Here is a 20794-nt window from a genome sequence, read left to right as displayed (position 1 = left end):
TTTTGTTCGCTTCTGCTGCAGCCCTATGACCACACTCTTCGGTGTCCCCATCCAGGCCTTGTTCGGCCAGCTTCTGCTGGGGCTGGTGAACGGCTCCTTCTACGCCGTCCTCTCGCTTGGGTTGGCCATCATCTTTGGCCTGCTCAATATCATCAACTTCACCCACGGTGCACTCTACATGCTGGGGGCGTTCGTCGCCTGGCTGGGGCTGCAATACCTGGGTCTGAACTACTGGTGGATGCTCATCCTCTCGCCCATCGTGGTGGGCCTGTTCGGCATCATCCTCGAACGGCTCTTTCTGCGGCGCCTCTATAAGCTTGACCCTCTCTACGGCCTGCTACTGACTTTCGGCCTGGCGCTGCTCATCGAAGGCCTTTTTCGAAGTATCTACGGGGTCTCGGGCCAGCCCTACTCCACCCCCACATTACTCAGCGGCGGCGTGAATCTGGGCTTCATGTACCTGCCGATCTATCGCGGTTGGGTCGTGGTGGCATCGATCGTCGCCTGCCTTCTCACGTGGTTCCTGATTGAAAAGACCCGCCTGGGCGCACTGCTGCGAGCCGGCACGGAAAACCCCAAGCTCGTCGAGGCCTTCGGCGTCAACGTACCGCTCATGATCTCGCTCACCTTCGGGCTCGGCGTAGGCTTGGCGGCGTTTGCCGGTGTTCTGGCCGCCCCCATCTTCCAGGTGTCGCCGCTGATGGGTTCAAACCTCATCATCGTCGTCTTCGCCGTGGTCGTGATCGGCGGCATGGGCTCCATCCTGGGCTCCATCCTCACTGGTCTGGGCCTGGGCATCATCGAGGGCTTCACCAAGGTTTTCTGGCCCGAAGCGTCCAGCACCGTGGTGTTCATCATCATGGTGATCGTATTGCTGCTGCGTCCGGCCGGGCTGTTCGGGAAGGAATCATGAATCGTCAACTACTTGCCTCTCTGATCGCGATCATCGTGATCGCGGCCCTGCCGGCTCTGGGCGGCTACCCGATCTTCCTCATGAAGGTCATGTGCTACGCCCTGTTTGCCTGCGCCTTCAATCTGCTGCTGGGCTACACGGGGTTGCTCTCCTTCGGCCACGCGGCCTTCGTCGGGCTGGCCGGCTACATGTGCGGCCTGGCGCTCACCTCCTGGGCATGGCCCACGCTGGGCGGCCTGATCTTCGGGACCGCCTGCGCGGCGCTGCTGGGCCTGATCTTCGGCGTGCTGTCGATCCGCCGTAGCGGCATCTACTTTGCCATGATCACGCTGGCGCTCGCCCAGATGCTGTTCTTCTACTTCCTGCAAGCCCATTTCACAGGCGGCGAGGACGGCCTGCAGAACATCCCGCGCGGCAGCATCCTGGGACTGAGCCTGAAACAGGACATCAACCTGTACTATGTGGTGACGGCGATCTTCGTCCTCAGCTACGCACTCATCTGGCGCACCGTACACTCGCCGTTCGGCCAGGCGCTGAAGGCCATCCGCGAAAACGAACCACGCATGGTTTCGCTGGGCTACGACGTCAACCGCTTCAAGCTGCTGGCCTTCGTGCTCTCGGCGGCGCTCTGCGGCCTGGCTGGGGCCACCAAGTCCCTGGTCTTCGCTTCAGCCACGCTGTCGGATGCCACCTGGCAGATGTCCGGCACGCTCATCCTGATGGTCCTGATCGGCGGCGTAGGCACGCTCTCGGGTCCGGTGCTGGGTGCCATCATCTATGTCGCCCTGGAAAACAAAGTGGGCGACTGGGGCCGCTGGCTGATGCACGAAACCGGCATCCAATGGTTCCGCGTGCTGGGTGAGTCGGTCACGATCGTGATCGGGCTCATCTTCGTCATCTGCGTGCTCTCCTTCCGCCGGGGTATCGTGGGCGAATGGCAGCACTGGCGGCAGACCCGAGGAGCCGCCAAGGCCTAAGCCCGCCCGGCCGCCGGCTCGTCGGCGGCCTGATACACCGCCCCTTGGTCAAGCAGGCGTGCGACCTCATCGTCGGACAGGCCGAAGTCGCCCAGCACCTGGGCCGTATGCTGCCCAAACACCGGTGGCGGGCTGCGGAAGGTCTCCCCAGACGGATGGCCCGAGAACATCATGGGAGATGCCACGAGCTTCAGGTCCCCCACGACGGGGTGCGTGATTGACTGCACGAGATTGCAGGCCTCGACCTGGGCATCCTCAAACACGTCGGCCAGATCGTTGATGGGTCCGGCCGGAATTCCGTTGTCCAGCATGATGCGCGTCCACTCCATCCGTGTCCTGGCGCTCAGTGCACCCTCGATCAGCGCCTTCAAGGCAGCCCGGTTCTTGGTCCGTTCGGCGTTCCCGATGAAGCGGGGATCTTCTACGAGCGCTTCCAGCCCCAGCAGGGAACACAGCTTGACCCACATCGCCGGCGTGGCGGGCGCCAGGTTCATCGGACCATCAGCGGCTTCAAACGTGCCATAGGGCGTGATCACGGGGTGGTCGTTGCCCGTGGCCTCCGGCACCTGCCCCAGACTCAGGTAACGCTGGCCCTGGAAGGTCAGCAGAGACATGAGACTCGCCAGTAGGGAAGTCTGCACATGCTGCCCCCTGCCGGTGCGCTGACGCTCAAATAGCGCGGCCAGCACAGCCGTGGTGAGCCACATCCCCGAGGTCAGATCGCCAATGGCCACGCCAGTCCGCATGGGCCCCGACTCGGCCGTACCGTTCAGGCTCATCACGCCCGAATACCCCTGAGCGATCTGGTCGAAGCCCGCCCAAGAACGCGCCGGCCCTTGCGGACCGAACCCCGAGATGGACGCCAGGATGATGCCAGGCCTTTCACGTGCCAACTCTTCATAGCCCAGGCCCATGTTCTCCATGGTACCCGCCTTGAAGTTCTCAACCACGACGTCGGATGCCAGCGCCAGCCGGCGGACCAGAGCGAGCCCCTCCGGCTGGCGCAGGTTGACCGCAATGCCTTTCTTGTTGCGGTTGACGCTCAGGAAATAGACCGTGACGTCCTTGTCACGGGGCCCCCACTGGCGGGACATCTCGCCCGTCGGCATGGGCTCGAGCTTGACGACGTCAGCCCCCAGGTCACCCAGCGTCATCGTGCAGAACGGGCCAGCCAGGGCCCTCGTCAGATCCAGTACCTTCACCCCAGCCAACGCCAAACTCATGACCAATGTCTCCACCAAGGAAATGCCGTGCCAAAGAAAATCGCTGCCGCAACCATCTCGACGACAGCGGAGGCCTCTACCCCGAGGCATGGCCAGCAGTGCTACAGCCGCTGCACCTTTCTGGACACACTGGGCTTGCCGGCGGCCAAGTGCGCCCGATTCTCGTCGAGCTGGGTGGGCTCGTACATGTAGTTCACCATCATCCCGCACGACTGAGTCAGGCCCCGTACCGAAAGGTTGGCGGCCCAGTTCACATGCTCGATGCGCGCGCCATTCCCCAGATGAAACCGGGCGACCGGATCGACCGGCTGATCATTGTGCAGGGCCGTCAGATAGCGTGCCGCCAGCCGCAAACCCACGCGCCGCAGCCCTTCGGCCGCGTCTCCATCGGGAGTCACGGCCGCTTCAGTGCGCAGCCGCGCCACCCAGTCCGCCCCCGTCACGCCTGTTTCCGTATCGGCCGACAGGCGTTCCAGCAGCGCACGGACCTCATCTGCGGACTGCTTCTCCAGCCACGAAACGAACCCAGGGATGGGGGACAAGGTTGCGTACGACCGCACGTGCGGCAGTTCGCGCTGCAGGTCATCAATCACCCGGCGCAGCAGGAAATTTCCGAAACTGATGCCACGCAAGCCTGGCTGCGTATTGGTGATCGAATAGAAGATTGCCCAGCGGGATTTCTCGAGCCCCCCGACAGGCTGCACCGGGTCCAACAGTGCCTGCACGTTGCCGGCAATGTGCTCGGAGAACGCGACCTCGACGAAAATCAGCGGCACATCGCTCATGCGCGGATGAAAAAACGCATAGCAGCGGCGATCGTCCGCCACGCGCCGGCGCATATCGTCCCAGGACCGGATCTCATGCACGGCCTCGTACTTGATCAGCTTCTCGAGCAGCGAGGCCGGAGAATCCCAATTGATGTGCCGGAGCTCGAGCATGCCTACATCGAACCAGTTCGACAGAAGCCTCGCCAGAGGCTGCTCGAGTTCCGACAGCCCCGCCACCTGATTGCGCCAGCGCAGCATGTCGGCGCGAAGCTCCACCATGAGACCCAGCCGGTCACTCTGCGCGTAGAGCCGGCGGAAGAACTGCTCCTTCTGTGACATGTCCGACTCGATCCCGGCACGCACCAGCGCCGCCAGGAGCGAACGGCGCTCGTCGGCGTCAGCTGCCAGATACCGATCGGCCCATTGCCGGGCAAGATCGTTGGCAGCGTTGTCTTTGGAGGAGGCGGTATACAGCTTGCCGAGCGCCTCGGTATCGGGGAGCTGCTCCCGATCCAGCCAGCGCCCCAGGCGCTCCAGCAGCTTGGCCGCCCGGCCCCGCAGGGCGCTCTCCTTGGGGACCTTGGCGAGCGGATCATTCACATCCGTTGTGACTGCTGGCACATTTTGTTGATCAGACATCTGGAGGCACTCCTGGTTCAAACACCGGTGTTCGAGTATCCGGCGGCTGCGCCTGGACCTCGTCAGACTGCTGGATGAGAAGCCGCAACGCCTCGAGCTGGCGCATCAAGTGTTCGCGAGTGAGGCTCTCCGCCCTTTGTGCATCCCGCGCCCGTAATGCGGCAAATATGGCCAAGTGTTCCGCGCAGGATTTCCTGACGCGGCCCGGCAAGGCCAAGCTGTGATGCCTGGACAGCCCCAGGACGCCACGCAGATTGTCGAGCACGCCCGAAAGCCAGGGATTGGCCGCCAGCGCCTGCACGGCGACGTGTATCTTTGCATTGGCCCGATAGTACGCATCGATGTCACCGGCCTGCGCAAAACGCTGCAGTTCCGCATGCAGTGGGACAAGCGCGGCCCAGTCCGACTCCTGCGCCTTCAGCGCGGCCTCGTAGGCGCAGCGGCCCTCCAGCAGCGCCATGAGCGGAAAGATGCTCTCCAGATCCTGCGCCGCCAGCTCATTGACGAAGCAGCCCCGCCTGGATTCGATGCGCAACAGCCCCTCAGAGACGAGCACCTTGAGCGCTTCGCGCAAAGGCGTTCTGGATATCCCCAGAACCGATGTCAGCGAAGATTCGTCGACCCAATCGCCCGGCGCCAGCTCACCCGAACGAATCATGTCCCTGATCTGGTCGGCAACCTCTTGGTAGAGAATTTTCCGCGCAATCCGAGGCATGTCTGATGGTCTCCGAGAACTCGATTTTGGAAACGCCAGTAATTATTAATTAATAATTACTGTCAAGGTACTATGGTCGTCCCGTGGGTTCAAGCCCGTGTTATCCCCAGACACGCGGGAGGCCCTATGGCCCGGAGAGCGGGGGCAGATTCAGGCCCTTAGGCGCAGCACGGGCACCGAACCCAGGACCAGCACCACGGTTCCGGCAACCAGCGTCAGGCTCAGCGGTGCGCCAAACCAGTCGTGGCTGAGGTTGAAGAACACCGGCCCCGCCAATTGTCCGAAGGCAAAGGAAGCAACCATGGCAGCGATTTGCCGCTTGATGATGGTTGGGCCGACCTGGACCTGAGCCTCCTGAAGGCCCACCATGGTGATGACCATGAAGGTGCTGCCCACGCAGAGCGCGGCAATCAGGATGGCCGCGAGGCTTTGCCACAATACCGGCAACAGCACGCCCACTCCCATGACCAGCTGGGCGGCCGCCCAGATCGTGGGGCGTCGGCAATACCGTGTGAGACGGCTCCCCAGCAGGGTCGAAACGGCTGCTGCCAAGCCAAAAACCGGCCAGGCCAGACTGAAGAGCCACGCATCCGGCACAAGCAGCCGCGCCTGAGCCGGCAGGAAAGTGGCTGGCAGGATGTAGCCAAAACCAAAGAATCCGTAGCACCATACGAGGCCCCAGTGCAGGCGCCCGGAACCCACTTCGGGTTGAGCGCGAAGCGACGGCGCTGCCGCCTGTCTGGATGCCACGCGGGTGGGAGAATCAGCGGCCGCCGGCACCTGCCACAGCATCGAAGCGCCCAGCAACCCGGCCAGTGAGGCCAGTGCAAGCCATAGCCAGGCGTGCGAGGAGCCGACACCCAGTAGCGTCAGCGCCATGCAGGCGAGTCCTGCAAAAGCGATACCGAACCCCACTCCGGCAAACACCACGCCGGTCTTTTCCCCACGACCACTGGCCGCCAGGCGCGCAACGCATAAGGCCGAAGTGCCGATCAGGACCCAGGCACTGGCAACTCCCGCCAGGAAACGCCACAGTACCCATCCTGACCATAGCGTGCCCAGGCCCATGGCGGCCGTCGCGAGAACGACTGCCCACAGGCCCCATTTCAGCATTTTTTCGGAAGACCAAGGCAGCCGCGTGCCCAGCAACGCGCCCAGCAGATAGCCGAGATAGTTGGAGCTGGCCAGCCACCCGCCCTGGGACAACGACAGGCCCAGGTCAGCCTGCATCATGGGCAGCATCGGCGTGAATGCGAAGCGGCCAATCCCCATCGCAACGGCCAGGGACAGCAGCCCCGCCAGCGGAAGCGGCACACGGCGGCCCATCAGCATTTCCGCCACCCGATTTGCCAGCCCCGGGTTTGCCTCCCCGCACAGGCGGGGCGGCAGCCCGCGTCAGGATACTTCGCCCGAGACGATCTTGAACATGAAACTGAAATCCCGCCCGCCATACCCCTTCTCCACGGTCTCTTCATACATCTGCGTGGCGCGGGCCGCAAAGGGCGTCTCGTACCCCACCGCCTTGGCCGCCGCCTGAGACAGGCGCATGTCCTTGAGCATGAGGGCCATGGCGAAACCTGGATCATAATCCCGATTCGAGGGGGCGCTCGGAACCGGGCCTGGCACCGGGCAATACGACTGCAGCATCCAGCAGTTGCCGGATGCATGCGTCATCACGTCGTAGACCTTCTGGTCATCCAGGCCAAGGCGGTAGGCACCATGGTGATGACGGTGTCTGCGCCATCAACGGCCTCTGCGATGGAGCCGGCCACCCGGCCCCCGGCTTCGGCGAGCCCATGCAGGGCCTCTTGTGACAGGTCGAAGCCCACCACATCCAGGCCCGCACGGATCAGGTTCCGACTCATGGGGTCCCCATGTGCCCAAGACCGATGAATGCAACAGTCATGTCAGTCTCCAATCAAGCGCCATCAGCCTTTTTTGACCAGCGGGCAGGCAGATTCGGACAACGGAACCGACACCAGGCTTGCAGGCAACGTGCGCAGGATCTTGTAATAGTCCCATGGGCCCTTGGATTCCGCCGGGGTCTTGACCTGGACCAGATACATGTCGTGAGCCATCCAGCCATCCGCACGCACCTTGCCGTTATGGGCGAAGAAGTCATTGACGGGAATCTCGCGCATCTTCTTGGCCACTGCCTTGCCCTCGGTCGTGCCAGCCGCCTTCACAGCCTTGAGGTAGTGCATCACAGACGAATACACGCCGGCCTGCACCATCCCCGGCTCGCGATGGGTCAGCTTCTCGAAGCGCTTGGAAAACGCCCGGCTCGCATCATCACGATTCCAGTAGAACGGCGTGGTCGCCACCAGGCCCTGGGCTTTCTGCAGACCCAGCGCATGCACGTCGCTGATCACGATGCCCAGCGCCACCAGCTTCTGGCCCGCCTGGGTAATCCCGAACTCGGCAGCCTGCTTGATGCTGTTGCTGGTATCCGCCCCGCCGTTGGCCAGCGCGATCGCACTGGCTTTGGAGGACTGGGCTTGCAGCAGGAAGGATGCAAAGTCGGACGCCCCCACCGGGTGGAAGACTTCGCCGACCACCTTGCCACCGTTCTTTTCCACGACCTTGGTCAGATCCGAGGCCAGCTGCTTTCCGAAGGCGTAATCCGCCCCGAGAATGAACCAGGTCTTGGCGCCTTCCTTGACCAGGCCTGTGGCCGTGCCGACCGACGCGGCATAGGTATCAAAGGTCCAGTGGAACCCGGTCGGCGAGCAGGACTTGCCCGTGAGCGCCGAAGAGAACGGCCCTGAGGCAATCGTGACCTTGTCCTTTTCTGCCGCCATGGCCTGCACCGCCAGCGCAACCGCCGAATTGGTCAGGCCGGCGATCATTTCCACGTGATCCAGGTCGAACCATTTCCGGGCGATGGCCGTGCCGACGTCCGTCTTGTTCTGGTGGTCGGCCGAGAGGACCTCGATCTTGCGACCCAGCACCTTGTCGCCAAAATCGTCCACGGCCATCTTGGCTGCGGTGACCGACGTCACGCCGCCAAAGTCTGAATACAACCCCGACTGATCGTTGAGCACCCCGATGCGCAGTGGTTCGGCTGCACCTGCCATCTGTGGAATCGCGGCGGCCAGTGCCAAGCCCAGCAATAATTTTTTCATGTCTTGTCTCCTTGTCTGCCTAAAAAGGCAGCACCCATCGTGACCTTCCCATGGATGCCACCGTTCGTCCGGACATTAGTCCATGTTCATGATGATGGTTTTCTTGGATGTGAAATGATCCAGCATGGCCTCCAGGGAGGCCTCCTTGCCCAAGCCAGACTGCTTGACTCCGCCGTACGACAGGCCGGGCTGCACGACGATGTTCTGATTCACCTGCACGAACCCGGCCTGCAAACGCTTGGTCGCATTCAGCGCCGTCTTCAGGTCACTGGTCCAGACCGTCGCCGCCAACCCGAAATCCGAGTCATTGGCCATGCGGATGGCGTCTTCGTCATCATCGAAGCCGATCACGCATGTGACCGGTCCGAAGATCTCTTCGCGCGCCAGACGATCGTCGTTGCCGACCCCCGTGAAGATGACCGGCTGGATGAAAAGGCCGTTCTTGAGCTCGGGGGCCTGGGGCAGCCTGGACAGGTGCAGCGCCTGCACGCCTTTGGATTGCTCGCCCAGCGCGATGTAGGACTTCACCCGGTCGTATTGCTGATCGGAGATGATCGTGCCGATGTCAGTCTTCTCGTCCAGCGGATCGCCGATCACCATGGCGTTGACCTTGTCGGACAGGCTCTGGACGAACTTGTCCAGCAGGGAATTGTGCACGAATATCCGGGAAGCGGCCGTGCAGCTCTGCCCCTGGCGCGTGAAGCGCATGCCGGAAACGGCGCCAGCCACCGTCCGTTCCAGGTCGGCATCCTTGAAGACCAGCATGGGGCTTTTGCCACCCAGCTCGAGCGTCGTGGGAATCAGGCGGTCGGCCGCCGCATGGGCGATGATCTTGCCCGTCGCGACCGACCCCGTGAACGTGATCTTGCCGATACTAGGATGCGAGATGAGCGGCGTGCCGCACGTCGGGCCGTCACCGGACAAGATGTTCACCACCCCTGGCGGCAGCAGCTTGCTCAGAATTTCGACCACATACAAGGTGGACATGGGCGCTTCTTCGGCCGACTTGACGATCACCGTATTGCCCGCCACCATGGCCGGCGCAATCTTGAGGGCCATCAGCAGCAGCGGCACATTCCACGGAATGATCGCTGCCACGACGCCAATCGGCTCGCGCTGCGTGAAGGTCAGCATGTTGGAGGCGAAAGGGACGGTCTCGCCCTTCAGCTCGCTGCCCAGCCCGCCGTAGAACTCGAAGGCATCCGCCAGGACCTTGGCCTCGACGCGGCATTCGGTGCGGATCGCCTTGCCCGTTTCCAGCGCCAGCAGGGCGGCGATTTCCTCTGTGTGGTCGTTGAGTTGCTTGGCAGCTTCCACCAGCTGCCGGCCGCGAGCCCGCGGGCTCATTGCAGCCCAGGCAGGCTGCGCTGCCCGAGCTGCGCGCACGGCCGCTTCCACGTCCTTGGCATCGCCTTGTGCGGCAGAGCCGACTTCCTTGCGCGTCGCGGGGCTCACGACCGGGAAAGCCATCCCCGAAATGGGGTCCTGCAACTTGCCACCGTAGAGATGCTTGTTCGACAGACGGCGCAGGTGGGCAACGGCCGCCGCAATGGCGGGATTCGATTCAGTCACGGTAAGTCTCCTTCTGGAATATGTTTCTGCCAACTTTTGTCACCCTGCTGGACACAGTGCCCAACACCGTCAGCAACCTCGAAAATTGGGCGCCCGCTTTTCCTTCCAGGCGAGCGCCCCCTCTTTCATGTCTTCCGATGCCTCGGACCGCCGCACCGCCTGGGCGTTGGCCTCGATATCCAGCGTCCCGAGCACCAGCCGGTTCAAGTCCTGCTTGATGCCCGTGAGTGCCAGGGGCGCCATCTTCGCCAATTGCAGGCTGAGCGCCTCGACACGGGGCGCCAGTTCATCAGGCTCGACCAGCTCAGTCAGGAAGCCGATCCGAAGCATTTCATCGGCGCCGATTTTGTCGGCCGTCAGAAACAGCCGCTTGGCCTGATTCAACCCCATCCGGGACACATAGCGCCGCATGCCGCCCGGATAAAAATGCAGGCCCAGCCGGGCAGCCGGCATGAACATGTTGGCCTGCGTCGTACCGATCCGGAAGTCGCACGCGAGGCACAGGTCCGTCCCGCCGCCGTAGGCACCGCCACTCACTGCCGCAATGGTGACGGGTCGGGCAGCCTCGATCAGATCGATGGTTTCGCCAAAGTAGAGCGAACTGGGGGCGTCGCTGCTGGCAAGCGAGGAAATGTCGTAGCCGCTGCAAAAGTATTTGCCGGATGCCACGAGGCGCAAAACCAGGACTTCAGACGCCGCATCGACCGTCCGGACGTGCTGCCGCAGGGCATCCAGGTCCGACGGGCTCAGGCGATTGCTGCGGCCCGGGTTGCGCAGCGCGATGGTCGCAATCCGCCCGTGGATGGTCAGCGACGGCGCCGTGTCGCCGGCCGCAACGGCGTGCGAAGTCGGACTGGCCAGGTTCATGACGCAGCCTTGCGGGAACCTGACGCGTCGGGATCATGGGTGCCGACGATGCCGGCCTCGCACAGCGAGGATATTTCATCGGCCCCGAAACCAAAGGCCTGAAGCACGCTGACGGAGTGTTCTCCCAGAGCAGGAGGCGCAGTACGAACCGTGTGGTGGTCGGGAGCCGTGGAAAAATGGACGGGAGATCCCACCATGGAGATCTCGCCCAGCAGCGGATGGACGATTTTTTCCACGATGCCGACTGCTGCAACCTGCGCGTCGGCGAAAGCATCCTTCATGTCATTGATGGGACCCGCCGGAATGCCGTTGTCGACCAGTATCCTGGTCCACTCGGCGCGGCCCCGGGCTGCAAGCCTGGACTCCAGCAATTCCTTGAGGATCGCGCCATTTTCCATGCGCTCGGTATTGGTGAGAAAGCGGGGATCTGTGGGGAGCCCGGGCAGGCCCAGAATCTCGCAGAGCTTCACCCACATGGCGCTGGTGGCCGGCGCCAGATTGATGGGACCGTCGGCCGTCTGGAAGGTGCCATAAGGCGAAATCACGGGATGGGCATTGCCATTCGGTTGCGGCACCTCGCCCAGGTTCAGATAGCGCTGTCCCTGGACCACCAGCAGGCTCATGAGTCCGGCGAGCAATGAAGTATCCACATGCTGGCCACGCCCGGTCTGCTGGCGCTGCACGACAGCCGCCAGCACCCCGATCGACAGCCACATCCCCGCCGTCAGGTCACCGATGGGCGTACCGACACGCGTGGCGCCGGTTTCCGGGGTACCCGTCAGACTCATGAACCCCGAATAGCCCTGCGCGATCTGATCGAAACCTGCCGTGTTCTTTTCAGGGCCCGTCCGGCCAAACCCGGAAATCGAAGCCATGATCAGCCCGGGGTTCTGCGCAGCCAGCTCTTCGTAGCCAAGCCCCATGGACTCCATGGTGCCGACCTTGAAATTCTCTATCAGGATGTCGGCCTTTGCCGCGAGGCGCCGCAGGATTTCCAGGCCCCTGGGGTGGCGGAAATTCAGGCTGATGTCCTTCTTGTTGCGATTGGTGCTCAGATAATAAACGCTGACGTCGCGATCCACAGGCCCCCAGCCGCGAGCCATGTCGCCTTTGGGCAAGGGCTCCACCTTGATGACTTCGGCCCCCATATCGGCCAGGATCATTGCGCAAAACGGCCCCGACAACGCACGCGACAAATCCAGTACTTTCAGGCCGGCCAACGGCAAACTCATCTTTCGTCTCCTAAGCGATGAATCTCATGTTAGGAAGCTGCCTGCTCAAAGACAAATAGGATTTGCTGATACTGGCATAATTTTTTATTATCGAGAGGCCGATGCAAGTCCACTCGTGTGAAAAGCAGCGGCGCCGCCTTCCTGACCGGTATCTTGAGACCGCAAAGGACTGCATCGGCAACTTCATCGAGCTGAATCAAGGGTTTACCCTTAATTGCAATAACGATCGCTTATATCTCATGCCCGCCGCACCCCGATCAGACGGATCCCGTCCATGAACCTGCGCCAGCTCGGATACTTCGTGCGGGTCGCCGAAATGCACAATATGACCCGCGCCGCCGAAACGCTGCACGTTGCGCAGCCGGCCCTCAGTCAGCAGATCGCCCTGCTCGAAGAAGAACTCGAGGTCCGGCTGTTCGACCGCGAACCCAAGGGCGTGCGCCTTACCGCCGAAGGCGAGCTCCTCCTGCGCCACGCCCACACCATCCTGCGCCAGGTCGGCGCGACGCGCAGCATCCTCACGCGCACGGCGGGCGATGTCGTGGCCGGCTCAGTCTCCATCGCCATGGCGTCCAGCACGGCACGCATCCTGGCGCTCCCGCTTCTGCGCGCCGTGAAGCGGCAATACCCCGCCATCGTCGTGGAAATCGTGGACATCCCGAGTGCCGACCTCACACTCATGGTCCAGCAGGGACGTGTGGACTTCTCGCTGTCGCCTGACCAGGAAGAGCTGAACGACCTGGTCACACAACCGCTGCTGGTGGAAGAGATACTGCTGCTCACGCATCCCGGCGTGCATCTGCCCAAAGGGCCGGTCCCGATCACGGAGCTCGCTCGACTTCCGATGATTTTGCCACGCCCTCCCAACAAGCTGCGCATGCGCATCGATTACGCCTTCATGAACGCCAGGCTGACGTACAACCTGTTCGCGCAGGCCAGCACCTCGGCCATCCTGATTCCGTCCGTCGTCGAGGGGATGGCCACGACCATACTGCCGTACTCGGCAGCCTATCGAGAGATCCACGACCGCACGATCGTGCCGCGCCACCTGGACCCCAGCCTGTCGCGGGAGATCCGCTTGTGTTTCAACAAGAACGCGCCGGTGCTCCCCGCCGTCGAAAAGGTGATGGAGCTGACCCGCACCACCGTCAGCACCCTCATCGAAAGCGGTCACTGGCGTTATTGCACCCTGGTCTGATACGGAGAAAACCACATGACTCGCCCACGCCTGAACAGTCTCTGGCTGGCCCGCGCGCGACAGGCCATCGACCCCACGTCAGGCCTGGCGCTGCCGCACTACCGGCCCGATGCTCACGGAGCCGGTATCGTGCACCTGGGCCCGGGCGCCTTCCACAGGGCCCATCAGGCCGTCTACACCGACGAGGTGCTCGCCCGCCATGGCGGTGATTGGCGGACAACCGAAATCAGCCTGCGCAGCACCACCGTCGTGGACGACCTTACCGCGCAGGATGGCCTATATACAGTGCTGGTGCGCGACGGGCAGACCACCCGAGCCCGCGTCATCGGCAGCGTCGCGGCCGCCATTGCCGCCAGCCGTAACCCGCAGGCGGCAATGGCGGTGCTCGCCAGTCCCCAGACTCGGGTGGTCACGGCGACGGTGACCGAAAAGGCTTACGGAATCGACCGTGCGACCCGCCAGATCCAGCGCGACCACCCGGCCATCGCGCACGACCTCGCTCACCCCGATTCGCCCGGCGGCGTCATCGGGCTGCTGCTCTGGGCGATCCGCCAGCGACGCGCGCAGGGGGTCGCGCCCTTCACGGTCCTGTGTTGCGACAACCTCCCCAGCAACGGGAAGCTGCTGCAAGCCGGAGTGTGCGACATGGCGCAGCGGCAGGATCCTGCGCTGGCTTCATGGATCTCCACCCAGGTGCCCTTCCCCTGCTCCATGGTGGACCGGATCACGCCCGCATCCACAGCGCAGACTCTGGCCGATGCCGCGCTGGCCACAGGGTGCGAGGATCTCGCCGCAGTCGAAACCGAACCCTTCAGCATGTGGGTGATGGAGGACAACTTCTCCATGGGGCGCCCCGCATGGGAAGACGCGGGTGCGCTGATGGTGGACGACGTGGCGCCCTACGAACACATGAAGCTGAGGATGCTGAATGGCGCCCATTCACTATTGGCCTACGCCGGCCACGTGGCTGGCTACCACTATGTACGTGACGCCATGGGCGACACGCACCTCGCACAGGCAGCCGACCGCCACATGCGGGCCGCCGCTGGCACGCTCCAGCCTCTGGCCGGAGTGGACTTCGACGACTACGCCGCAGAGCTGCACGCGCGATTTGCCAACCCGGCGATCGCCCACGAATGCTGGCAGATCGCCATGGATGGAACGGAGAAGCTTCCGCAGCGCATTCTTCAGGCAGCCCTGGACTGCGTGGCCGCTGGGGGCGACATTCGCCCATTTGCGTTTGTGACGGCGGCCTGGATGCGCTATTGCCTGGGTGTGACTGACGCCGGAAACCAGTACGCGCTGCGCGACCCGCGCGAAGCCGAGATTGCTCTGGCCATCCAGGGACACGAACGGGACGCGCAGGCGCTGTGTGCTTGCCTGATGGCGCTGCCCGGCCTGTTTCCGGACAGGCTCAGGGAGTCTCCCGCCTGGTGCACGACTGTCTCAGGCTACCTGCACATCATGCTTGCGCAGGGAATGCGGGCGGCGTTGGGCGGCCCAAATAGCCCCACCTCGCGGCTTGCAAGCCGCTCGGATTGAGCCGGCACGAAAGGAGCCGCAGTGGCTCCTTTCATGTCCGGCCCAATCCCAGGTAGCTCTCGATGATTCGGGGGTTGCCAGCCAGTTCTGCAGCAGTGCCTTCCAGGACCAGGTCGCCAGTTTCCAGTACATAGCCGCGATCCGCGACGTGCAGCGCCGCCCGCGCATTCTGCTCGACCAGCAGAATGGACACGCCAGTGCTGCGCAACTGGGCGATCGTCAGGAAGATCTCGCGCACCACGCGCGGCGCAAGACCCAGGCTGGGTTCGTCCAGCATGAGCAGCGCCGGCCGCGCCATAAGCGCGCGGCCCACCGCGAGCATCTGGCGCTCGCCGCCAGACAGTGTGCCCGCGATCTGCGCCGCGCGCTCGCGCAGGCGCGGAAACAGCGCGTAGACTTCGTCCAGCGTATCCCGCCATCCTCGGACGCCGGCCCTGTACAGCCTGAACCCGCCCAGCAGCAGATTGTCCCGCACCGACATGCTGGCGAAGAGCTCGCGGCGCTCGGGCACCAGCGACAGCCCCTGCTCCACACGGCGCTCGATGTCCCAGCCCTGGATGTCAACCCCCTGGAACAGAATGGTTCCATGACTGTGGCCGCGCTGCGGGAGCGCCCCCATGATGGTGTTGAGCAGCGTCGACTTGCCAGCACCATTGGCGCCGATCACGGTGACGATCTGCCCCCGATCGACCCGCAGGTCCATCGGATTCAGGGCAGCGACCTTCCCATAATGGGCCGACAGGTGTCCAACCGACAGCAGTGTGTCAGAACTCATCGAGCCCCCCGAGATAGGCTTCCAGCACGGCCGGGTTGGACTGGATGTCCGCCGGGACGCCCTCGGCCAGGCGCGTGCCGAAGTCCATGACCAACAGATGGTCGGTGAGCTTCATGACAAAATCCATGTCATGCTCGACCAACAGCAAGCTCATGCCTTCGCGGCGCAACTGATCGAGCACCGCCGCCAGCGCCTGCTTCTCCTGATAGCGCAGGCCGGCGGCCGGCTCATCGAGCAGCAGCAGGATGGGATCGCAGCACAGGGCACGGGCGATCTCCACGACGCGCTGGCGCCCCAGGGGCAGGCTGCCCGCTGGCTGATCCGCGGCATCGGCCAGGCCGACACGTTCCAGCTGACGGGCTGCTTCGCGGCGCAGCGCGGCCTCACCCGCCCGGTCGAGCCGCAGCGCCGCGGCCACCACGCCTGCCCGCTCCCGCAGGTGTGCCCCCAGCATGACGTTCTCCAGCACGCTCATGTCCGGCAGGAGCTGGACATGCTGGAAACTGCGCGCCAACCCCAAACGGGCGATTTCCCGGGCCGGGCGACCGTCGATCCGCACGCCCATGAAGCGCACCGAGCCGGCCGTCAGTGCCTGCACCCCGCTGATGAGGTTGAAGATGGTGCTCTTCCCGGCGCCGTTGGGACCGATGAGCCCCATGATCTCGCCGGCCCGCAGTTCGAAACTGATGTCGTTGACTGCCACCAGCCCGCCAAAGTCCTTGCGCACACCCTGCACTTGCAGGACCACATCGCCCACCGGCGGCAGCTCGCGGCGCGGCAGCTCTGCCGCGTCCAGTCCGGCGGGAGCAGCGGCACGCCGGGGGCGAGCCGGCCCTGCCAGGCGTTCCCAGCCGCGCTCCAGCACTGGCCAGAGGCCGTCGCGGGCGAATTGCAGCACCAGGATCATCAGCACCCCGAAGGCCAGCAGCTCCAGATTCGCGCTGGTGCCAATCAGCGCCGGCAGCACGTTCTGCAACTGGTCCTTCACGATCAGGATGGTGGCCGTGCCCACAACGGCACCCCAGACACTGCCCGAGCCTCCCACCACGGCCATGAACAGATACTCGATGCCGTAGCCCAGGCCGAAGGGGCTGGGGCTCACGGCCCGCTGCATGTGCGCATACAGCCAGCCAGACACCCCGCCCAGCAAGGCGGCATACACAAAGATCACGACCTTATAGTGGCGCAGGTCGACACCGAAGGACTCGGCCATGGCGCCGCTGCGCAGCGCGCGAATCGCACGGCCGGCTCGCGAATCCAGCAAATTGTGGGTGCCCCACAGCGCCAGCAGCAAAATCAGCCAGATCAGCACATACATGCGATTGCCTGCCCCCAGCGACCAGCCGCCCACCGTGACCGGCGGGATGCTGGCGATGCCATCGTAGCGGCCCAGGAAATCCAGATTGCCATACAGATAGAACAACGCCAGACACCAGGCCAGCGTGCACAGAGGCAGATAGTGGCCCGACAGGCGCAGCGTGATCGCGCCCAGGCCATAGGCAACCAGCCAGGTCAGCAGCAACCCCGCGACCAGGCCCAGCCAGGGCGACACCCCCACGACCGTCGTGAGCCAGGCCGTCGAATAGGCCCCCAGGCCGACGAATGCCGACTGGCCAAATGACGTCAGCCCACCCACCCCCGTCAGCAGCAACAGGCCCAGCACCACCAGACTATAGAGTCCGATGTAATTCATCTGCGTGATCCAGAATGCGGATACGGGCAACCACGGAAGGATCGCGAGCGCCAGGACGACCAGCACCAGGAGCGGGCGTACGCGCATGGGCTCAGTCATCCTCGTCCAGGTGGACGCTGCCAAACGACCGCCATAGCAGCACCGGGATGATCAGGGTGAACACAATGGCTTCCTTGAAGGGGCTGGCCCAGAATGAAGAGAAGGATTCCAGCAACCCCACGAACAAGGCGCCGGCGGCAGCCGCCGGATAGCTCACGAGCCCCCCGAAAATGGCCGCGACGAACCCCTTCAGTCCGATAATGAACCCAGTGTCGTAGTAGATGGTGGTGATGGCCGCGATCAACATGCCGGAGAGCGCGCCGATCGCCGCCGCCAGGGTGAAGGTCAGGCTGCCGGCCACCCGCGTGCTGATGCCCACCAGCCGGGCGCCCCGGCGGTTGACGGCGGTGGCCCGCAACGCGCGGCCATACAGGGTACGGCCAAAGAAGAGCCAGAGTCCGCCGATCAGCAGCACCGTCAAGGCCAATACCGCGAAGGTCTGTGCCGTCCAGGACACGGGACCAAGCTGGATGGTGCCCTCAACCAGGGCTGGGGTGCGCCAGCCCTCGGCGCCAAAAAACAATAGGCCCAGGCCCGTCATCGCAAAATGCACGGCCACGGAAATGATGAGCAGCACCAGCACGCTGGCCTGCTCTACCGGCTGATAGACCAGGCGATAGACCATGGGCCCCATGGGGATCACCAGCGCCAGCGCAAACAGCACGCGAAGCGCCAATGGAACCCCGTGGCCGGCCGCCAGCGGGGCGAGGCCTTCCAGCACCAGCGGAAGGACCAGCGCCCAAGCGAGCGTACGCGCATAGCCGCGCCAGCGGCGGGCCCGCCAAGCCGAAACGGCCTCGACCAGGCAGACTAGCACACCCATGAGCAGCAGCAGATGGGCCGTCCCCGGAACCTTGCCATTGGCCAGAAATGCGAGCGACAGCGCACCAAAGGTCACGAACTCGCCCTGCGGGATGAAGATCACCCGCGTGACCAGAAATACCAGCACCAGCGCCAGGCCCAGCAAGGCGTAGATGGCACCATTCAGGATGCCGTCCTGCAGCAGGATGAGCGCGACGGTCAGATCCACGCGGACACCCTGCCACCTCCATCAGACCGCCGCATCACAGGTCCGGCTGATAGGTCCACTTGCCGTCCACGACCTTCACGATGACGCGCCCCCGCTTGTCCAGACCCGCGTGGTCCGTCGGGCTCATGTTGAATACGCCCTGGGAAGCAGACAGCTCCTTGACGTTTTCCAGCGCCCCGCGCAAGGCCGAGCGGAAGGCCGGTGTACCGGGCTTGGCGCCCGACTTCAGCGCAACCGGGATGGCCCGGTTGATGAGCTGGCCGGCGTCCCACATGTGCCCGCCGAAGGTGTTCACCGAACCGGCGCCATATTTGGCCTCGTACGTATGAACGTAGGCCAGTGCGCTCTTCTTGACGGGGTTACTGTCGGGCAACTGGCTGGCTACCAGCAGCGGGCCGGCCGGCAGGATCATGCCATTGCACGCCTTGCCGCAGACCCGCAGCACGTCATTGTTGGCCGCGCCGTGGGTCTGATAGATCTGACCCTTGTAGCCGCGATCGACCAGTTCGCGCTGGGGCAGCGCCACCGGCGTGCCCGACGCGGCGATCAGGATGCCATCCGGGTGCACCGCCATCAGCTTCAGCACCTGGCCGGTCACACTGGTGTCGGGGCGCGCAAACCGCTCGGCGGCAACGACCTTGATGCCCTTGGCGCCGGCCGCAGCCTTCATTTCCTGCAGCCAGCTATCCCCATACGCATCGCTGAAGCCAATGAAACCCAGCGTCTTGATGTGCTGCTTGACCATCGCGTCGGCCAGTGCATGCGCCATCAGCGCGTCATTCTGTGGAGTCTTGAACGCCCACTTGCGCGGACCGTCGACCGGTTCCACGATCTTGGCGCTGGCCGCCAGGCTGACCATCGGGGTTCCCGTTTCCGCCGCCACGTCAGTCATCGCCAGCGAAGCCGGCGTCACGGTGGACCCCAGCACCACATCCACATGGTCATCCGCTGTGAGCTTGCGGATGTTCTTCACGGCCTGTGTGGTGTCGGTCGCATCGTCCAGCACGATGTACTGGACGGACTCCCCACCGATCTCCTTGGGCAGCAGCGCCACCGTCTTCTGCTCCGGGATGCCAAGCGACGCCGCCGGCCCCGTGGCCGATACGGAAATACCGACCTTGACCTGCGCCGATACGGCCAGCGGCAACGCAGCCACCAGGGCAGCCGCCATCAATGTCGGGCGGAAGATGTGACTCAACTTCATAATTTGTCTCCGTGTTTTTGGGCGAACGTGCCATTCATGCCCACGAACCCCAATGGTCGCGGCATCCAGTTCCATTTCGGCGGTATCTTATCGCACGCGCATGCAATTTGCTGCCGAATCACGCCCAAGTCGATTATCATTGAGCAGTATTCGACCTGAAGATGGATTGTTTGTGGACAAGGTCACCCGTACGGACGCGCAGTGGCGTTCGCAATTATCGCCCGAAGAGTACGCGGTCACGCGGCTCAAGCACACCGAAAGGCCCTTCACGGGGCGCTATTGGGACAATGCCCTTCGCGGCACCTATGTCTGCGTGTGCTGCGGCACACCGCTATTCGTCTCGGACACGAAATTTGACGCCGGCTGCGGCTGGCCCAGCTATTTTCAGCCGGTCACACCAGACTGCGTGCGCGAACAGCGCGACACCAGCCACGGCATGGTCCGCACCGAGGTCCTTTGCGCCACATGCCAAGCGCATCTGGGACACGTCTTTCCCGACGGCCCGCCACCCACGGGCCTGCGCTACTGCATGAACTCCCTTTCAATGAGGTTCATCCCGGCCGAATGAAAAAGTTTCTTTTCGACCTGTTTCCGCTGATCCTGTTCTTCGTGGCGTTCAAGTTCGCCGACATCTATGTCGCGACAGGTGCTGCCATTGCGGCGGCGATCATCCAGATCCTGTGGCTGAAGGCCACGGGACGCACAATCGAGGCGACACACTGGATCAACGTCACCGTCATCGTGGTGTTCGGCGGTGCCACACTGCTGTTTCACGACGACACCTTCATCAAGTGGAAACCTACGGTGCTGTACTGGCTGTTTGCCGGCATCCTGCTGGTGACCCGCTGGACCACCGGCCGCAACCTGATGCGCAAGCTGATGGGGGAGAAGATCGTCATGCCGGACCGCGCCTGGAACCGGCTCAACGACAGTTGGGCCGCATTCTTCCTGGCCTCGGGGGCGATCAACCTCTGGGTTGCCTTCTCCGGGCGGTTCACCGAGGCCCAGTGGGTAAACTTCAAGGTCTTCGGCCTGATGATCCTGCTCATCCTCTTCGTCGTCGTACAGTCGCTGTGGCTTGCGCGCCACATCCAGACCGAGACCGAATCGGCACAGGACGACACGCCGTGACGGCCGACTGTGTATGATGGCGGGCGAGACTCGTCGCCTCATCCGATCCAAGCCCAGGCCCCGGTGGCGGGCACTACTCCAACCTAAGGAAT

The 20794-nt window shown here is 63.7% G+C and carries 20 protein-coding genes; 6 read left to right on the top strand and 14 right to left on the bottom strand.

Features of this window, described 5'->3' with window-relative positions; genetic code table 11:
- Positions 1–25: 25 nt before the first annotated feature.
- Both EPN31_RS03910 and EPN31_RS03905 read left to right on the top strand, forming a co-directional pair.
- Complete coding sequence (locus tag EPN31_RS03910; RefSeq protein WP_291769794.1) at positions 26–913, top strand: branched-chain amino acid ABC transporter permease; 888 nt, start codon at positions 26–28, stop codon at positions 911–913.
- Positions 910–1890: a branched-chain amino acid ABC transporter permease gene (locus EPN31_RS03905; RefSeq protein WP_291769791.1), complete on the top strand. Its 981-nt coding sequence runs from the start codon at positions 910–912 to the stop codon at positions 1888–1890. Before EPN31_RS03910 ends, EPN31_RS03905 begins: the two co-directional genes overlap by 4 nt.
- On the opposite strand, the gene EPN31_RS03900 is transcribed toward EPN31_RS03905, so the two are convergent.
- From EPN31_RS03900 to EPN31_RS03855, 10 genes are all read right to left on the bottom strand, one after another.
- A complete protein-coding gene (locus EPN31_RS03900; protein ID WP_291769788.1) occupies positions 1887–3113 on the bottom strand; it encodes a CaiB/BaiF CoA-transferase family protein in 1227 nt (408 codons plus the stop codon). The two genes, EPN31_RS03905 and EPN31_RS03900, sit on opposite strands and share 4 nt — an antisense overlap.
- A 101-nt stretch (positions 3114–3214) precedes the next feature.
- Entirely contained in the window at positions 3215–4519 is a 1305-nt protein-coding gene (locus EPN31_RS03895; RefSeq protein ID WP_291769785.1) for a malonyl-CoA decarboxylase family protein, read from the bottom strand.
- Positions 4512–5234 carry a GntR family transcriptional regulator gene (locus EPN31_RS03890; RefSeq protein WP_291769783.1) on the bottom strand — a complete coding sequence of 241 codons (723 nt, stop codon included), beginning with the start codon at positions 5232–5234 and terminating at the stop codon, positions 4512–4514. The genes EPN31_RS03895 and EPN31_RS03890 overlap by 8 nt, the downstream gene beginning before the upstream one ends.
- A 150-nt stretch (positions 5235–5384) precedes the next feature.
- Entirely contained in the window at positions 5385–6560 is a 1176-nt protein-coding gene (locus tag EPN31_RS03885; RefSeq protein ID WP_291769780.1) for a YbfB/YjiJ family MFS transporter, read from the bottom strand.
- Positions 6561–6629: 69 nt separating this feature from the next.
- On the bottom strand, positions 6630–6908 hold the full coding sequence (locus tag EPN31_RS03880; RefSeq protein WP_291769777.1) for an NAD-binding protein: 279 nt from the start codon (positions 6906–6908) through the stop codon (positions 6630–6632).
- Positions 6908–7099 carry an NAD(P)-binding domain-containing protein gene (locus tag EPN31_RS03875; protein ID WP_291769774.1) on the bottom strand — a complete coding sequence of 64 codons (192 nt, stop codon included), beginning with the start codon at positions 7097–7099 and terminating at the stop codon, positions 6908–6910. The genes EPN31_RS03880 and EPN31_RS03875 overlap by 1 nt, the downstream gene beginning before the upstream one ends.
- A gap of 63 nt (positions 7100–7162) precedes the next feature.
- The gene (locus EPN31_RS03870; protein ID WP_291769770.1) at positions 7163–8359 is read right to left on the bottom strand and encodes an ABC transporter substrate-binding protein; all 1197 of its coding nucleotides are present in this window, start codon (positions 8357–8359) and stop codon (positions 7163–7165) included.
- A gap of 75 nt (positions 8360–8434) precedes the next feature.
- Positions 8435–9931, bottom strand: coding sequence for an aldehyde dehydrogenase family protein (locus EPN31_RS03865; RefSeq protein WP_291769767.1), 1497 nt, complete (start codon positions 9929–9931; stop codon positions 8435–8437).
- Between the two features lie 69 nt (positions 9932–10000).
- Positions 10001–10798, bottom strand: coding sequence for an enoyl-CoA hydratase/isomerase family protein (locus tag EPN31_RS03860; protein WP_291769765.1), 798 nt, complete (start codon positions 10796–10798; stop codon positions 10001–10003).
- Entirely contained in the window at positions 10795–12030 is a 1236-nt protein-coding gene (locus EPN31_RS03855; RefSeq protein ID WP_291769762.1) for a CaiB/BaiF CoA-transferase family protein, read from the bottom strand. Before EPN31_RS03855 ends, EPN31_RS03860 begins: the two co-directional genes overlap by 4 nt.
- Before the next feature lie 274 nt (positions 12031–12304).
- Here EPN31_RS03855 and EPN31_RS03850 point away from each other — a divergent pair, with 274 nt between their 5' ends.
- Positions 12305–13228: a LysR substrate-binding domain-containing protein gene (locus EPN31_RS03850; RefSeq protein ID WP_291769759.1), complete on the top strand. Its 924-nt coding sequence runs from the start codon at positions 12305–12307 to the stop codon at positions 13226–13228.
- Between the two features lie 15 nt (positions 13229–13243).
- A complete protein-coding gene (locus EPN31_RS03845; RefSeq protein WP_291769757.1) occupies positions 13244–14770 on the top strand; it encodes a mannitol dehydrogenase family protein in 1527 nt (508 codons plus the stop codon).
- Positions 14771–14801: 31 nt separating this feature from the next.
- On the opposite strand, the gene EPN31_RS03840 is transcribed toward EPN31_RS03845, so the two are convergent.
- Genes EPN31_RS03840 through EPN31_RS03825 form a run of 4 tightly spaced genes read right to left on the bottom strand, consistent with a single transcriptional unit; the run spans position 14802 to position 19538 of the window.
- Complete coding sequence (locus tag EPN31_RS03840) at positions 14802–15545, bottom strand: ABC transporter ATP-binding protein (RefSeq protein ID WP_291769754.1); 744 nt, start codon at positions 15543–15545, stop codon at positions 14802–14804.
- A complete protein-coding gene (locus tag EPN31_RS03835; protein WP_291769751.1) occupies positions 15535–17325 on the bottom strand; it encodes an ATP-binding cassette domain-containing protein in 1791 nt (596 codons plus the stop codon). The genes EPN31_RS03840 and EPN31_RS03835 overlap by 11 nt, the downstream gene beginning before the upstream one ends.
- Positions 17326–17329: 4 nt before the next feature.
- On the bottom strand, positions 17330–18367 hold the full coding sequence (locus tag EPN31_RS03830) for a branched-chain amino acid ABC transporter permease (protein WP_291769748.1): 1038 nt from the start codon (positions 18365–18367) through the stop codon (positions 17330–17332).
- 34 nt (positions 18368–18401) lie between these two features.
- Complete coding sequence (locus tag EPN31_RS03825) at positions 18402–19538, bottom strand: ABC transporter substrate-binding protein (RefSeq protein ID WP_291770089.1); 1137 nt, start codon at positions 19536–19538, stop codon at positions 18402–18404.
- Between the two features lie 205 nt (positions 19539–19743).
- Between EPN31_RS03825 and msrB the strand changes: the two genes are divergently transcribed.
- A complete protein-coding gene (msrB, locus tag EPN31_RS03820; RefSeq protein WP_291769745.1) occupies positions 19744–20139 on the top strand; it encodes a peptide-methionine (R)-S-oxide reductase MsrB in 396 nt (131 codons plus the stop codon).
- Positions 20136–20702, top strand: coding sequence for a septation protein A (locus EPN31_RS03815; protein WP_291769743.1), 567 nt, complete (start codon positions 20136–20138; stop codon positions 20700–20702). Before msrB ends, EPN31_RS03815 begins: the two co-directional genes overlap by 4 nt.
- Positions 20703–20794 lie beyond the last annotated feature (92 nt).

Origin of the sequence: Castellaniella sp., from assembly GCF_004321985.1 — a bacterium.
In the GTDB taxonomy this organism is placed as follows: Bacteria; Pseudomonadota; Gammaproteobacteria; order Burkholderiales; family Burkholderiaceae_B; genus Castellaniella.
Note: the sequence above shows the minus strand (reverse complement) of the source record. Positions and strands in the feature narration are given on the sequence as shown.

Excerpts from the sequence above, each read along its gene's own strand:
- EPN31_RS03910 (WP_291769794.1), top strand. The coding sequence starts at position 26 with ATGACCACACTCTTCGGTGTCCCCATCCAGGCCTTGTTCGGCCAGCTT.
- EPN31_RS03905 (WP_291769791.1), top strand. The coding sequence starts at position 910 with ATGAATCGTCAACTACTTGCCTCTCTGATCGCGATCATCGTGATCGCG.
- EPN31_RS03900 (WP_291769788.1), bottom strand. The coding sequence starts at position 3,113 with ATGAGTTTGGCGTTGGCTGGGGTGAAGGTACTGGATCTGACGAGGGCC.
- EPN31_RS03895 (WP_291769785.1), bottom strand. The coding sequence starts at position 4,519 with ATGTCTGATCAACAAAATGTGCCAGCAGTCACAACGGATGTGAATGAT.
- EPN31_RS03890 (WP_291769783.1), bottom strand. The coding sequence starts at position 5,234 with ATGCCTCGGATTGCGCGGAAAATTCTCTACCAAGAGGTTGCCGACCAG.
- EPN31_RS03885 (WP_291769780.1), bottom strand. The coding sequence starts at position 6,560 with ATGGGCCGCCGTGTGCCGCTTCCGCTGGCGGGGCTGCTGTCCCTGGCC.
- EPN31_RS03880 (WP_291769777.1), bottom strand. The coding sequence starts at position 6,908 with ATGACGCATGCATCCGGCAACTGCTGGATGCTGCAGTCGTATTGCCCG.
- EPN31_RS03875 (WP_291769774.1), bottom strand. The coding sequence starts at position 7,099 with ATGAGTCGGAACCTGATCCGTGCGGGCCTGGATGTGGTGGGCTTCGAC.
- EPN31_RS03870 (WP_291769770.1), bottom strand. The coding sequence starts at position 8,359 with ATGAAAAAATTATTGCTGGGCTTGGCACTGGCCGCCGCGATTCCACAG.
- EPN31_RS03860 (WP_291769765.1), bottom strand. The coding sequence starts at position 10,798 with ATGAACCTGGCCAGTCCGACTTCGCACGCCGTTGCGGCCGGCGACACG.
- EPN31_RS03855 (WP_291769762.1), bottom strand. The coding sequence starts at position 12,030 with ATGAGTTTGCCGTTGGCCGGCCTGAAAGTACTGGATTTGTCGCGTGCG.
- EPN31_RS03850 (WP_291769759.1), top strand. The coding sequence starts at position 12,305 with ATGAACCTGCGCCAGCTCGGATACTTCGTGCGGGTCGCCGAAATGCAC.
- EPN31_RS03845 (WP_291769757.1), top strand. The coding sequence starts at position 13,244 with ATGACTCGCCCACGCCTGAACAGTCTCTGGCTGGCCCGCGCGCGACAG.
- EPN31_RS03840 (WP_291769754.1), bottom strand. The coding sequence starts at position 15,545 with ATGAGTTCTGACACACTGCTGTCGGTTGGACACCTGTCGGCCCATTAT.
- EPN31_RS03835 (WP_291769751.1), bottom strand. The coding sequence starts at position 17,325 with ATGCGCGTACGCCCGCTCCTGGTGCTGGTCGTCCTGGCGCTCGCGATC.
- EPN31_RS03825 (WP_291770089.1), bottom strand. The coding sequence starts at position 19,538 with ATGGCGGCTGCCCTGGTGGCTGCGTTGCCGCTGGCCGTATCGGCGCAG.
- EPN31_RS03815 (WP_291769743.1), top strand. The coding sequence starts at position 20,136 with ATGAAAAAGTTTCTTTTCGACCTGTTTCCGCTGATCCTGTTCTTCGTG.